11 protein-coding genes are annotated in these 14,229 nt (G+C 66.0%); all 11 read right to left on the bottom strand.

From position 1 onward, the window contains the following. The coding region (locus tag ACIBI6_RS04575) for a DMT family transporter (protein WP_396955311.1) at window positions 1-914 on the bottom strand (914 nt) is incomplete at its 3' end. Between the two features lie 110 nt (window positions 915-1,024). Further along, the gene (gene alc, locus ACIBI6_RS04570) at window positions 1,025-2,191 is read right to left on the bottom strand and encodes an allantoicase (RefSeq protein ID WP_364354712.1); all 1,167 of its coding nucleotides are present in this window, start codon (window positions 2,189-2,191) and stop codon (window positions 1,025-1,027) included. After that, window positions 2,188-3,567, bottom strand: a complete 1,380-nt coding sequence (allB, locus tag ACIBI6_RS04565; protein ID WP_396955310.1) for an allantoinase AllB — start codon at window positions 3,565-3,567, stop codon at window positions 2,188-2,190. The genes alc and allB overlap by 4 nt, the downstream gene beginning before the upstream one ends. Window positions 3,568-3,586: 19 nt before the next feature. Further along, window positions 3,587-5,191: a glycerate kinase gene (locus ACIBI6_RS04560; RefSeq protein WP_396955309.1), complete on the bottom strand. Its 1,605-nt coding sequence runs from the start codon at window positions 5,189-5,191 to the stop codon at window positions 3,587-3,589. A gap of 6 nt (window positions 5,192-5,197) precedes the next feature. Then, window positions 5,198-6,973, bottom strand: a complete 1,776-nt coding sequence (gene gcl / locus ACIBI6_RS04555) for a glyoxylate carboligase (protein WP_396955308.1) — start codon at window positions 6,971-6,973, stop codon at window positions 5,198-5,200. Between the two features lie 2 nt (window positions 6,974-6,975). Then, entirely contained in the window at window positions 6,976-7,848 is an 873-nt protein-coding gene (locus ACIBI6_RS04550; protein ID WP_396955601.1) for an NAD(P)-dependent oxidoreductase, read from the bottom strand. A gap of 53 nt (window positions 7,849-7,901) precedes the next feature. Next, window positions 7,902-8,705: a hydroxypyruvate isomerase family protein gene (locus ACIBI6_RS04545; protein ID WP_396955307.1), complete on the bottom strand. Its 804-nt coding sequence runs from the start codon at window positions 8,703-8,705 to the stop codon at window positions 7,902-7,904. Continuing rightward, a complete protein-coding gene (locus ACIBI6_RS04540; protein WP_364354697.1) occupies window positions 8,702-9,082 on the bottom strand; it encodes a gamma-glutamylcyclotransferase in 381 nt (126 codons plus the stop codon). Before ACIBI6_RS04540 ends, ACIBI6_RS04545 begins: the two co-directional genes overlap by 4 nt. Before the next feature lie 182 nt (window positions 9,083-9,264). Next, window positions 9,265-10,332: an XdhC family protein gene (locus ACIBI6_RS04535; RefSeq protein WP_396955306.1), complete on the bottom strand. Its 1,068-nt coding sequence runs from the start codon at window positions 10,330-10,332 to the stop codon at window positions 9,265-9,267. A 4-nt stretch (window positions 10,333-10,336) separates the two neighbouring features. Beyond that, window positions 10,337-11,779: an NCS2 family permease gene (locus ACIBI6_RS04530; protein ID WP_396955305.1), complete on the bottom strand. Its 1,443-nt coding sequence runs from the start codon at window positions 11,777-11,779 to the stop codon at window positions 10,337-10,339. A gap of 131 nt (window positions 11,780-11,910) precedes the next feature. Then, a complete protein-coding gene (locus tag ACIBI6_RS04525) occupies window positions 11,911-14,229 on the bottom strand; it encodes a xanthine dehydrogenase family protein molybdopterin-binding subunit (protein WP_396955304.1) in 2,319 nt (772 codons plus the stop codon).

The raw sequence follows: 14,229 nt of genomic DNA, 5'->3' as shown, positions 1-14,229 counted from the left end.
GGTTCGACGGGCTCCGGATCAACGGACGCAGTAACACGCGACCGGGACCGAGTAACGGCGACACCAGTCAGGCAAAGGACACCGCCGAGGATGGTAAATGCGCCGGGCACCTCGTCCAGCGCGATCCACGACATCAGCACGACGAGCGCCGGGACCGCGTAGGTCGTCACGCCCATTTTCCCGGCTGTCGTGCGGGCGAGTGCGTAGGCCCAGGTAGTGAAGGCCAAAGCTGTGGGGAAAACGCCCAGGTACACCAAGCTCAGCGTCGACGACAGCGGTGCATCGGCGGCCTCGGTGACCAATTGCCAGGAGAACGGCAGGCACGCGACGGTTCCGATGACCGAGCCGAAAGTGACCACCTGCAATGCGGATGCGCTCGCGAGTGCCGGCTTCTGTGCGACGGTCGATGCGGCCCAGACGATAGCCGCGAGTAGGCACAGCACAACACCGAGCATCGCCGCGCCGCCGCCATCGGAGGTCGATAGCCCGACGACGATGGTTCCGGCGAACGACACGACCAGCCCGACCATCAGCCGGGCCGGAAATCCTTCCCGCAGGACCAATCCGCCGAGCACCGCGATCAGCACCGGACCGATGCCGACGACCATCGCCGCGGTCCCCGCATCGACATTCCGCTCACCCCAGTTCAACGCCACCATGTAGACGCCGAACCACAGCACCCCGGAAATCACTATGCCCGGCCACGCGGGCCGTGGCGGCAGGCCCGCGCCGCGGATGACCAGCACTGTCACCAGCGTGATCGATGCGGCGAGCAATCGCCCGAGCGCCAGCGCACCCGGTGAAAAATCGTGTCCCGCACTGCGGATGAAGACGAACGCCGAAGCCCACAGGACCACCGTCACGGCGGCGGCGACAATGGCTTGCCGCTCGACCGACCCATTGGCACGCACCATGGGGCCGAACCTAAATCAGTCGGTCGATATGTGCCAGCGGTTTTCGGACGCGGGCCGAGCCGGTCGGGCGGACAATCGATGGGGGCTCCGATCGTCCGCCCGACCAGCGACTACAACGCGAGCAACGCGTCGATCACGGCCGACGGCACCGCATCGGGGCTGGCAAAGGGACGTTCCGCCAGCAGCTTCCGTGCTTGGTCACGCGACAGCCCCCCATCGCTGATGAGTACCTGAAGTGCGTGTGCTTCGGGCAGAGCCGCGAGCCAGGCGAGGGTGTTGCCGACCAAGGTCTCGGGATCGATCTCGCCGTGGACCCGCAACCGGGCCACACCGCCGTCGGGGTACACATCGAGCCGGACGTGGGTGACCGGCGCACCGACTCCCGTCCGGAAGAAATGACGCGCATCCGGCTGCAACCGCGTGCGCGGCACCAATTCGGTCCACGACGACGGATCATTCAGGTCCGCGCCGGAATCGGCATCCGCACCACGCAGCACCGCCCAACCCGGCGCATTGCCGACATAATTCGAGGTATCGATTTCCACCCGCCGAATCGCCCCGCGCGCACCCAGCCGCACCGTGAGGTGATCATTGCCCGCATCGCGGCGACGCGCACCCTCCCACCCCTCGTCCATCTGCCGCGACCGGCCGGGCAGCAGGATATTGGTCGGGGCGGAAAAGAACATATTGGAGCAGTCGACCACGTCACCGCCGTGTTCCAGGGCGGCGAGATCGACGGTGCCACTGAGAAAACGGGGATCGGGCAGCGGCGTTCCATGGACACGGAAGCGGGCCACGCCACCGTCGGGGTAGATCGAGAGCCGGATGTGGGTGAAGCGGCGGTCGTCGGTGACCTCGAAGAAGTTGTCGGTATTGCCCGCGATATCCGACTTCGCGACCAATGTCACCCATTCGGCCCGCTGCAGTTCGGCCGGGGACGGCTGCCCCTCCACACTCGTCGCCTCGACCGAGGCGAAGGGCGGGTAATTGCCGATGAACCAGGAGGTATCGATGACGACACCGTGCACCCGGCCCGGCACACCGAGCCGGACGACCGCGTAGTCATTGCCGGTCTCACGACGACGACGCGTTTCCCAGCCGTCGTAGGTCTTGCCCTTGTGGCCGAAGTCCTCGGTGCTGAAAACCGCACGGCCGGGCCGGATCAGATTCTCCCGCTCGGCGAACAACTCGTCATTGGCGTAGACCACACTGCCCGCCAGCGCGCGGGAGGCGAGATCGGGCAGTCGGGTGAAGGCGGGGGCGGATTGATCGGTCATACTTCTCCTCGGGCCAGGAGCCGCCCCTGCGGCTCGTTATCGATATCGATTCGATTGCCGCGCAACCAGGTACTGCGGACCGCGCCAGCGAGCGGGCGGGCCGCGTACGGGGTGACGGCGTTCTTGTGATGCAGGCGATGTACGTCGACGACGAAGGCGTCACCGGGGGCGAAGACACAGAAATCCGCGTCGTAGCCCACCTCGATCGCGCCCTTGCGGCGCAGGCCCGCGTGTTCGGCGGGCGCTCGGCTCATCCAATGCGCGATATCGACCAGAGTGAATCCGCGCAGTCGCGCTTCGGTCCACACAGCCGAAAGTCCGAGCTGCAGTGAGGAAATGCCACCCCACGCTCTGGCGAAGTCACCGGTGTCGAAGCACTTCAGGTCGGCGGTCGATGGCGAGTGGTCCGAGACCACCATATCGATGGTGCCATCGCGCAACCCTTCCCAGAGCAATTCACGATTGCCGCTCTCGCGGATCGGCGGACAGCATTTGAATTGTGTCGCACCGTCCGGAATCTCCTCCGACGCGAACGACAGGTAGTGCGGACACGTCTCGGCGGTGATCCGGACGCCGTCGCGGCGGGCCGACGCGATCATCGGCAGTACATCCGAACTCGACACGTGCAGAATGTGCACGCGGCAGCCCGTCCACCTGGCCAGTTCGATTACCCGAGCGACGGCCAGATTCTCCGCACCGCGCGGGCGCGAACGCAGGAAGCCGGAGTACTTGTCCCCCTGTGGGATCGGCGCGTGTTCGACAGCGTGCGCGTCCTCGGCGTGCACGATGAGCAAGCCGTCGAACGAGCGGATTTCCCGCATGGCCAGTTCCAGCTGGCCGGCGTCCAGTGCCGGGAATTCGTCGACGCCGGAGTTCAGCAGAAAGCATTTGAAACCGAAGACACCGGCGTCTTGCAGCCAGCGCAGATCTGCCACATTTCCAGGAATCGCTCCGCCCCAGAATCCGACATCGACGTACACCCGATCCCGCGCGGTCTCGCGTTTCACCTCTAGCGCGGCGAGATCGCAGGTCGGCGGAATGCTGTTGAGCGGCATATCGATAATGGTGGTGACACCGCCCGCCGCGGCCGCCTTCGTCGCGCTCGGGAAACCCTCCCATTCGGTACGGCCGGGATCGTTGACGTGCACGTGCGCATCCACAATGCCAGGCAGCAGCACCTCGTCGGCGGCCAGTTCGACGACCGTTTCAGCGATCAGGGTGGAGTCCGGCGGCTCGATCGCCACGATCCGGCCGTCGCGCACGCCGATCGAGCCGCCGGTCTCCCCCGTCGTCCCGATGATCCGCTCCGCACGGATCACCAGGTCCAGGTGCGCGGGAACCGGTGAGATCGTCTGAATCTCAGAGCTCTTCCGCATCACACAACTCCATCGGAAATCATCGGAATCTCCCGTCGAATGTCCTTGCGCCGCCGCTATTTCGGTAGGTGGCCGCGACAATGTCATCGGCCAGGTCCGCTACACGCCGCTCCGGAGAGGCACCCTGAGCGGCGTGGCCTGCAGCCCCTCGGCCCGTAGCGGACTCCGACGACAGGTGCCCGGCAGACGACGACTCGGCCGTGGCGGCTCCCGCCGCGTGCCTTGCCGACCCTCGGTTCGTAGCGGCCTCCGACGACTGGTGCTTGGCAGATCGCTGCACCGCGGCGGCCGCCCCAGCGACGTGACCTGCCGACTCTTGGGCTACAGCAGCCTCCGACGACAGGTGCCCGGCAGACGGCCACTCGGCCGTGGCCGCCCCGGCGGCGTGGTCTGGAGACACCTGATCCGTGGCGACCTCCGGCGACTGGTGCCCAACAGAGGGCCGCCCGGTCGAGAGATCTGGCGGCAGGTGCTCGGCAGACGGCCGCTCCGCCGTGGGATCCGGCGGCAGGTGCTCGGCGGCAATCTGCACACCCAGCCGCTCGAGCAGCAGCTCCCCCTCCGCGAAGCAGCGCGCGATATCGGGTTCGATATCGGCCAGGGCGTATGCGGCTGAAAACCCCGCATCATGCAATCGCTCGGCGGGCAGCCTGTTCCGGCCACAGACAGCCACGACCGGGACGCCCGCAAACCCAGCGGCAGTAGCGACACCAGCCGGCGCCTTGCCGTACAGGGTCTGCTCGTCGAGCATGCCCTCCCCGGTCACCACCAGATCCGCATCGGCCACGCGCTCGGCGAAACCGACCAGCTCCAAAACCAATTCGATTCCGGGACGCAGCCGAGCACCGAGCACCGCGACGGCCACGAACCCGACCCCGCCCGCCGCACCGGCACCCGCGCGATAACGCAGATCGTTGCCGGTGGCGACCGCGACACGATCCGCCCAGAGGGTGAGCGCCGAATCCAGCTCCGCCACTTGGTTACCGTCGGCACCCTTTTGTGGACCATAGACGGCGGCTGCACCGCGCGGACCGGTGAGCGGATTGTCGACATCGCACGCGACGGTGATCTCGACCCCGACCAGCCGTTCCCGCACAGATGCGAGGTCGATCGTGTGCAGCCCCGCCAATGCCGCACCGCCGTCACCGATTTCGGCTCCGTCGGCATCGAGCAGCCGAGCACCGAGTGCCGCGAGCAGCCCGGCACCACCGTCGGTCCCCGCACTGCCGCCGATGCCCAGCACCACCCGACGGCAGCCCGCATCGATGGCCGCGGCGATGACCTCGCCGGCGCCGCGGCTGGTGGCCGTCGTCGGTGCGAACTTTCCGCCTGGTAGTCGCACGAGCCCGGATACGTCCGCCAGTTCCACGACGGCGATATCGTCGCGGCGGGCATACGCCGTGCACACCGGTTCGCCGGTGGGTCCGGACGCGGTCACCAGGACCGCCTCGAAACCCGCGGCCAATGCGGCGGCGACGGTGCCGTCCCCGCCATCCGCGATCGGCACCACCGACACCTCGGCACCGGGCCGGAGGCGGTGGATACCGGCGCGGACAGCGGCACCGACCTGCGCCGCGGTCAGCGACCCCTTGAACTTGTCGGACGCGATCAGGACTCGAGTCATGGCGGCTCAGTCCAGCCGTGCGGTCGCGGTCGGGACGTCGGCCGCGGACTGCGCGAGCTCCTCGAATTCGACGATATTGTCGATCTCGAGTCCCATCGAAACATTCGTCACCCGTTCGAGGATGACCTCGACGATTACCGGCACCCGGAATTCGGTCACCAGCTTCTTCGCCTCATCGAGGGCCGAACCGATCCACGCCGGATCGAATACCCGAATCGCCTTGCAGCCCAGGCCTTCCGCGACCTTGACGTGGTCGACGCCGTAGCCGGCGAGCTCCGGGCTGTTGATATTGTCGAAAGCGAGCTGCACGTAGTAGTCCATGTCGAACGCGCGCTGCGCCTGACGGATCAGGCCCAGATACGAATTGTTCACCACCACATGGATGTACGGGATATTGAACTGCGCGCCGACAGCCAATTCCTCGATGAGGAATTGGAAGTCGTAGTCACCCGAGAGCGCGACCACGGTGGCATTCGGATCGGCCGTCGCGACACCGATGGCCGCGGGTACCGTCCAGCCCAGCGGTCCGGCCTGCCCCGCATTGATCCAGTGCCGCGGCCGGTAGACGTGCAGCAGCTGCGCCGCCTGGATCTGCGACAGACCGATAGTGCTGACGTAGCGCGCATCGGGCCCGAACGCCTTGTTCATCTCCTCGTATACGCGCTGCGGCTTGATCGGTTTATCGTCGAAGTGCGTCTTGCGCAGGCCCACCCGTTTCCGGTTGCGGCACTGCTCGGCCCACACATTGCGATCGGGCAACTCCCCGGCCGCGTCGAGTTCGCGCGCGACCTCGACGAAGACGCGCAGTGCGGCACCCGCATCGGAGGTGATGCCGTAATCCGGTGCGAATACGCGACCGATCTGGGTCGGCTCGATATCGACGTGCACGAAGGTGCGATCCTTGGTGTAGGTCTCCACACCGCCGGTATGCCGGTTGGCCCAACGGTTTCCGATGCCGAGCACGAAATCGGATTCGAGCAGGGTGGCATTGCCGTACCGGTGCGAGGTCTGCAGTCCGACCATGCCCGCGTGCAGCGCGTGATCGTCGGGAATCGTGCCCCAGCCCATCAGCGTCGGCACCACCGGAACACCGGTGAGTTCGGCGAATTCGATCAGCGCCGCCGCGGCATCGGCATTCACGATGCCGCCGCCCGCGACGATCAGCGGCCGCTGCGCCGCGTTCAACATCTCGATGGCCTTGACCGCCTGTGCCCGCGTCGCGGCCGGGCGGTGCACCTCGAGCGGCTGGTAGGTCTCGATATCGAACTCGATTTCGGCGAGCTGCACATCGATCGGCAGATCGATCAGGACCGGCCCCGGCCGCCCCTCCCGCATCAACTGGAAGGCTTTCTGGAAGGTCCCCGGTACCTGTGCTGGCTCGAGCACAGTCACCGCCCACTTGCTCACCGGTGCGGCAATGGCGGCGATATCGACCGCCTGGAAGTCCTCCTTGTGCAGCTTGGCCACCGGCGCCTGACCGGTGATGCACAGGATCGGTATCGAATCCGCGCTGGCGGAATACAGGCCGGTGATCATATCGGTACCCGCAGGCCCCGAGGTGCCGATGCAGACACCGATATTGCCCGCCGTCGCCCGGGTGTACCCCTCGGCCATATGCGAGGCGGCCTCGACGTGGCGGGCAAGCACATGTTTGATACCGCCGTGTGCGCGCATCGCGCTGTAGAAGGGGTTGATCGCGGCACCTGGCAGACCGAATGCCTGTGTCGCACTTTCCTTTTCGAGAATCAGAACGGCAGCATCCACCGCGCGCATGCGTGTCATGGTCAGCTCTCCCGGCCCGAGAGCGCCTCGGTCACCTTCAGCAGACCCGAGTGGTCCAGTGAGCCGTGACCCATCGCGCGGGCTGCGGCGATCAACTGCGCGGTCAGCGCACCCATCGGGATCGACACCTCGGCGTCGCGGGCGGCCTGCAGGATGATGCCCATATCCTTGTGGTGCAGGTCGATTCGGAAGCCGGGCTTGAAGTCCCGCTTCAGTATGGAGGCGCGCTTGAGGTCGAGGATCTTGCTGCCCGCGAGCCCGCCCGCCAGCACATCGAGGCCCTTCTCGGCATCCGCGCCCAGGTTTTCCATCAGCAGGATCGCCTCGGCCACCAGCGCGTAGGTGCCACCAACGACGAGCTGGTTAGCGGCCTTGACCACCTGACCTGCACCGTTCGGACCGACCAGCGCGAAGGTCTTGCCGACCGCCTCGAAAATCGGTGTGGCCGCGGCGAAGTCGGCCTCGTTACCGCCGACCATGATCGACAGCGCGGCATTGATCGCGCCCGGCTCACCGCCGGAGACCGGAGCGTCGAGCACCCGCAGGCCCTTCTCTGCGCCCTTCTCGGCGGTCCAGCGAGCGGTCTTGGGCGTGATGGTGGAGAAGTCGATGTACAGCGTGCCGGGCGCGGCGTGCACCAGCACATCGGCGAAGACCGCCTCGACATGCTCGTCCTGCGGCAGCATCGTGATGACGATGTCCTTCTCCCGCACCGCTTCCGCGACACCGGATGCTGCCGAACCGCCCGCCGCCTTCAGCTTTTCGAGTCCGGTGGGTCCGATGTCGTAACCGGTCACCTCGTGCCCGGCGGCGACGAGGTGACCCGCCATCGGGCTGCCCATGATCCCCAGGCCGACAAAACCGATCTTGTTCACGGCTTCGCCGTGCCCAAGGGGCGCTGTGTCTTTGATTCGCTCGCTACGCTCGCTCATGCCATCCACTTCCAATCCAGCTCGGGGTCTTTGTATTCGAGGCCGATCCAGCCGTCGTAGCCGATCTCGGCCAGGGTTTCGAAGAGCGCGGCGAAATCGAGTTCGCCGGTGCCGGGACGGCCGCGGCCCGGATTGTCGGCGATCTGGACGTGGCCCAGCTGCGCCGCATGCGTGCGGATCACGGAGTGCAGGCCCTCGCCCATGCGGGCTAGGTGGTACAGGTCGCAAAGGAACCGCACATTGGGTTCACCGGTCTGCTCGATGACCTGCCCGGCGTGTGCGGCACTCACTATCGGATAGTGCGGCGACTCAAAGGCATTCAGTGCCTCCAGCAGAACGGTTGCGCCGATCGCATCGGCCGCCTGCGCGGCCAGGCTCAAGTTCTCCAGTGCGAGTTCGTCCTGCTTCTGCGGGCTCTCGCCCCCGACGCGATTGCCGTAGAGGGCATTCAGCGCGCGGCAGCCGGTCTCCTCGGCGATACCGACGGCGACATCGATATTGTCCCGGAACCGGGTGACCTCACTCGGAACCGAGACCAGACCACGCCCGCCCAGCGGGATCAGGTCGATGAAGTTCAGACCGACCAATTCCACACCGGCATCGTGGATCGCGCGCACGAACACATCGATCTCCTTATCGCCCGGCGTCGGATCCTCGCCGAACGGCCACCAGAATTCGACTGCGTCGAATCCGGCCTGCTTTGCCGCGGCGGGGCGTTCCAGCAACGGGAGATCGGTGAACAGGATCGAACAATTGACATCGAATTTCGGGAAGGCGACGCCCCCGGCCTGATTATTCATTCAGCTCCTTGACGGTATTGCTGCCAGCTGCCGATGGCGGTGATATCGATCAACTCCGGATACGAGGTCGGCGCGCGGCGCAGCAGCATCGACAACACCGAACGGCCGTCGGCGAGTTCGATCGCGCCGAGTTCGAGTTCGGGTGGTTCGGCAGGCAGCAGCCGCCGTCGCAGCACTTCCATGGAGATGTCGAAGAGTTCACCGGAGATCGAATCGCCGCCGTCGGCGACGGGATCCAGGCCCGGGAACCGATCGCCGACCGAATAGAAACGGTAGCGCGGCGCCGTTTTCGCTGCACCGGCGAAAGGCGCGCCGTCGAGCAGATGATTGAGCGGTCCGCCGCGCATGGCGGAGCCATTCAGAAATATCAACGGCATTCGGTGAATCCTTTGTTCGCAATTTCGTCAATTATGTGGGCCGACCGCAGTGTCGGAATAGCGGCGATTAGCCCGAAGCCGATCGGATATCCCGAAGTCGATTTCGTAGGATGCTCCAGCCGCAGACTCGGTGCCGAAACCGCGCGCGCCCCGCGTACCGGGTGTACGGCGGCGTGCGCGGCTCACCAGACCGGAAGCAGGTCCCGGTGGATCGGTCCGCCGGTGGCGGTCAGCGGTTGGGCCGAGCCGCCGCGGCGCACCGCGACGATCTCGGCGGCGATGGATACCGCCGTCTCCTCCGCGGTCCGCGCGCCGAGATCCAGCCCGATCGGTGAATGCAATCGGGCCAGTTGCGATTCCGTCATACCGGCGGCCCGCAGCCCGGCCATGCGGTCCCCGTGGGTGCGACGGGACCCCATCGCGCCCACGTAGGCCACCGGCAGCCGCAGCGCAACCTCTAATAACGGAATATCGAATTTGGCATCATGGGTGAGCACACACAGCACCGTGCGCGAATCAACCTGTGTGCGTGCGAGATACCGGTCCGGCCACTGCACGACGATCTCGTCGGCGTCCGGAAAACGCGCGCGCGTGGCGAATACCGGGCGGGCATCGCAGACGGTGACGTGATATCCGAGAAAGCGGCCGATCCTGGTTACGGCGGCCGCGAAATCTATTGCGCCGAAGACGATCATGCGCGGCGGCGGTACATACGATTCCACGAAGACGGCGGCTTCGCCTGCACCACAGCCGATCTCGCGCACACCGGTGGCGCCGGTATCGAGCATCGCGATGGCCTCGGCCACGACTACCTCGTCGAAGGCGGCGCCGACGGTCCACCAGGACCCGATCGCCATGGCCGCACCGGTTTTCAGATCCCTTACCAGTGTCACCGCCTCGTCGGTGCGCAGGATCGCCTCGATGGCGACACGTTCGACCGCGGTGATCCGCTGGACGAAGACCTCGAGTTCGCCTCCGCAGGTCAGTCCGACCGCGAAGGCGTCATCGTCGCTGTATCCGAAGATTTCGCGCACCGGTTGTCCGGTGCGCAGGACCGCACGGCAGAGTTCGTAGACCGCCCCCTCGACACAGCCACCGGAAATGCTTCCGATGACATTGCCGTCGGCGTCGACCGCCAGCGCCGCGCCGGGCGGCCGAGGGGCACTTCCCGTGACGCCGATGACGGTGGCCACGGCGTAATCCTTCCGCACCGCATGCCATTTCCGCAGTTCTGCCGTGAGGTCGCGCATGGTGCTATCCGCCCAGGAGTAGTTCGATGGCCGAGATGCCGAAGTAACCGGCGAACACCAGGCTCACCACCCCGATCAGCCAATGGATTTCACGGAATTTGCCGCGGGCCAGCTTGATCACCACGTACGTGATCAGGCCCGCGCCGACACCGTTGGTGATGGAGTAGGTGAACGGCATCAGCACGATGGTCAGGAAGGCGGGCACCGCCACCTCGAGATCGTTCCAATCGATCTTGCGGGCCTGGGTCATCATCAGCGCACCGACGATCACCAGCGCCGGTGCGGCGGCCTGGATCGGCACCACAGCCGCCAGGGGGGTGAAAAATACTGCGAGGCAGAACAGTCCACCGGTCACCACGCTGGTCAGTCCGGTGCGGGCGCCCTCACCGACACCCGTCGCGGATTCGACGTACACGGTGTTCCCGGCGCCACCGCTGATGCCGCCGATGACCTGGGAGATGCCGTCGATGGTCAGCACCTTGCCGATGCCCGGCATGGTGCCCTGCTCATCGAGCAGTCCGGCCTCGTCGCAGACGCCGAAAACTGTGCCCATGGCGTCGAAGAACCCGGTCAGCACCAGGGTGAACAGCACGACCCCCGCGACCAGCCCGCCCGCCTCGGCGAATCCGCCGAAGATGTCGATATTCAGGGCCAACCCGAAATCGGGTGCGGCGAAGAATCCCTTCGGCTGCTCCGGCACTACCGGCCCCCAGGTCTGCGGGTCGATCTTCGCCAGTGCGTTGACGATAATGGCGAGCACCGTCGAGATGGCGATGCTGATCAGAATCGCACCGGGCACCTTGCGGATGAACAGCGCCAGCATCACCAGCAGCCCGACCGCGAAAACCACTACGGGCCAACCGGATAGATGACCATCGGCGCCGAGGGTGACCGGCGGACCGGTCTGCGCGCCATGCCCGACCACCCCGGCCGAGACCAGTCCGATCATCGCGATGAACATGCCGATCCCGACGCCGATCGCATTCTTGAGACCGAGCGGGATGGCATTGATGATCATCGTCCGCAGTCCGGTCGCGGCCAGCACCACGATGATCACGCCCATCAGCACGACCAAACCCATGGTCTGCGGCCAAGTCATATGCGGTGCCGCCTGGAAGGCGACCACCGGGACCACACCGAGCCCGGCGGCGAGCGCCAGCGGCACATTGCCCGCGACGCCCATCAGAATGGTGCTGAGTCCCGCGGAAAACGCAGTGGCCGTGGTGAGTTGGGCGATGCTCAGCTTGTCACCGTTGACATCCGCGACGCCGCCGAGAATCAACGGCACCAAGAGGATGACGTAGGCCATGGCGACGAAAGTGGTGACACCGCCACGGATTTCACGGGAGACGGTGGTTCGGCGTTCGCTCAGCCGGAAGTACCGGTCGAGCGCAGACCTTCCTGCTACCGGCTCTGGTGTGCTGGGCTTGGTCTGAATCTGGGTCATTGGCGTGCCCTCCTCGGGGCGTAGCCGACCTACGGTCCGGCCGCTGTCCTTTCGGACCGGCCGGACCGCATGGTTCGGGTACTGCTGTTGTGGAGTCTGTCCGGTCCACTGGAACCGGCTGCCCCTGTTGATCAACTGCTCCGGATGATGTCTTCCGGTCGCACCGGCACTCGGTTGATGTGCACGTTTCCACCCCGCGATCGGCAGGCGTCACGGATCGCCGCGGTGATCGCGGGGGTAGAGGAGAGCGTGGGCGGCTCTCCGGCGCCGCGCAGCCCGTAGGGGGCGTGCGGATCGGCATTTTCGAGAATCTCCAGCCGCTGTGACGGCGTATCGAGAATCGTCGGGATCAGATAGTCGGTGAAGGACGGATTGCGCACCTTACCGCCTTTTACCTGGATTTCCTCCATGACCGCCAGCCCGAGCCCCTGTACGGAGCCGCCGTGGATCTGGCCCTCCAGGGACAGGCGGTTCATGATCTTGCCAACGTCCTGGACCGCGTCCAGGGAGACGACCTTGACCAGGCCGAGGTCTGTATCCACGTCCACCACCGCGCGGTGTACGCAGAGAGCCAGCTGGGTGTGGCTATTGCCTTGTCCCGTAACGGAATCCATGCCCGTCGTCGGCCGGTGGTGGTACTCGCGGGTCTCTTCGATAACCCCCTCATCCAGGACATCGACGATCGCCGCGAGCACCTCCCCCGTGCGCGAAACCACCTTGCCGCCGACCAGTCGCAGTCCCGACGAGGCGCCGAACTCGGCCTGGGCCAAGGCGAGTACGCGCTGGCGCACGGCTTCACAAGCCGCCTTCACCGCGCCACCGGTCATATAGGTCTGCCGGGAGGCGGACGACGAACCCGAGTCGCCGACCTGGTTGTCAGCCGGGTGAATGGTGACCCGCTCGATACCGAGTTCGGTGCGCGCGATCTGCGCCTCGACCGTCACCAGTCCCTGACCGACCTCGGCGGCCGCGGTGTGCACCAGCGCAACCGGTTCTCCGGCAATGACTTCCAGCCGCACCCGAGCCGTCGAGTAGTCGTCGAAGGCCTCGGAGAAGCAGATGTTCTTGATGCCGACGCCGTAACCGACACCACGCACCACACCTTCGCCGTGCGTCGTCTGCGATGCGCCGCCGGGCAGGTTCCGGATATCCGAGGCGTCCAGCTCGGGGGGCATCGGCATGTCCCGCAGCTGCCCGAGCATTTCGGCCATCGGCGTCGGCGCGTGCAGCACCTGACCGGTCGCCAGCTTCGAACCCTGCGACACCGCATTGATCTGGCGCACGTGCACCGGATCGAGATCCAGCGCCTCGGCGACCTTGTCCATCATCGACTCGTGTGCGAAACAGGCCTGCACCGCACCGAATCCGCGCATCGCACCGCACGGCGGGTTATTGGTGTAGACGCCGTACGCGTCGATCTCGATATGCGGAATCTCATACGGCCCCACCGCGAGCGAGGACGCGTTACCGGTGACATTCAGCGTCGCCGAGGTGTACGCGCCACCGTCGAGGACGATGAGAACCTTTGCGTAGGTGAGCTTTCCGTCATTATTGGCACCATATTCGTAGAGCATCTTCGCCGGGTGCCGGTGCACGTGCCCGAAGAACGACTCCTCGCGGTTGTACATCATCTTGACGGGCTTGCCGGTGTGCATGGCCAGCATGCCCGCGTGGATCTGCATGGACAGGTCCTCGCGGCCACCGAAGGCTCCGCCGACACCGGCCATGGTCATGCGGATCTGGTCGTCGGCGAGGCCGAGGCAAGGCCCGATCTGGGACAGATCATTGTGCATCCACTGCGTGGCGACGTAGAAGTCGAGCCCGCCGTCTTCCGCCGGAATCACCAGGCCGGATTCGGGGCCGAGGAATGCCTGGTCCTGAATGCCGACCTCGAATTCCTCGGTGATCACCACGGTGGCCAGTGCGCGGCCCACGGTGATATCGCCGACTCGCACCGGCTGATGCCGGGCGATACCGCCGCGCTCCTGCACCGCGAGCCGTTTCGGGGCGGAGAGCACCGCCATCGGATCGGTGATGGGCTCCAATACCTCCCAGTCGATTTCGATGGCGTCGAGGGCGCGCCGAGCGATCTCGGGGTGGTCGGCGGCGACCAGGGCGATGGGCTCACCCTGGTGGCGCACCTCGCCGATGGCGAGGACCGGCTGGTCCCAGGTGTGGTCGAGGCCGTACATCTTGCGGCCGGGCACATCCTCATGGGTGAGTACGGCGTGCACACCGGTCATGACCAGTGCTGGCGCGATATTGATACTGCGGATGATCCCGCGCGGATGCGGGCTGCGCAGCGTCGCACCCCAGAGCATGCCGTCCATCCAGAGATCGGAGGCATAAGCGAACTCGCCTTTGACCTTCAGTGTGCCATCGGGGCGCAGCGGGCTCTCGCCGATGCCGCCCTTACCGGGTGCGGCAACCTCTTTCGGAAAGCGAGTCAT

It is taken from the genome of Nocardia sp. NPDC050412, assembly GCF_044458825.1.
Taxonomy (GTDB): domain Bacteria; phylum Actinomycetota; class Actinomycetes; order Mycobacteriales; family Mycobacteriaceae; genus Nocardia.
Note: the sequence above shows the minus strand (reverse complement) of the source record. Positions and strands in the feature narration are given on the sequence as shown.

Coding starts and splice junctions, on each gene's coding strand:
- ACIBI6_RS04545 (WP_396955307.1), bottom strand. CDS start 8,705: ATGAATAATCAGGCCGGGGGCGTCGCCTTCCCGAAATTCGATGTCAAT.
- gcl (WP_396955308.1), bottom strand. CDS start 6,973: ATGACACGCATGCGCGCGGTGGATGCTGCCGTTCTGATTCTCGAAAAG.
- ACIBI6_RS04535 (WP_396955306.1), bottom strand. CDS start 10,332: ATGCGCGACCTCACGGCAGAACTGCGGAAATGGCATGCGGTGCGGAAG.
- ACIBI6_RS04540 (WP_364354697.1), bottom strand. CDS start 9,082: ATGCCGTTGATATTTCTGAATGGCTCCGCCATGCGCGGCGGACCGCTC.
- ACIBI6_RS04530 (WP_396955305.1), bottom strand. CDS start 11,779: ATGACCCAGATTCAGACCAAGCCCAGCACACCAGAGCCGGTAGCAGGA.
- allB (WP_396955310.1), bottom strand. CDS start 3,567: ATGCGGAAGAGCTCTGAGATTCAGACGATCTCACCGGTTCCCGCGCAC.
- ACIBI6_RS04560 (WP_396955309.1), bottom strand. CDS start 5,191: ATGACTCGAGTCCTGATCGCGTCCGACAAGTTCAAGGGGTCGCTGACC.
- alc (WP_364354712.1), bottom strand. CDS start 2,191: ATGACCGATCAATCCGCCCCCGCCTTCACCCGACTGCCCGATCTCGCC.
- ACIBI6_RS04525 (WP_396955304.1), bottom strand. CDS start 14,229: ATGACTCGCTTTCCGAAAGAGGTTGCCGCACCCGGTAAGGGCGGCATC.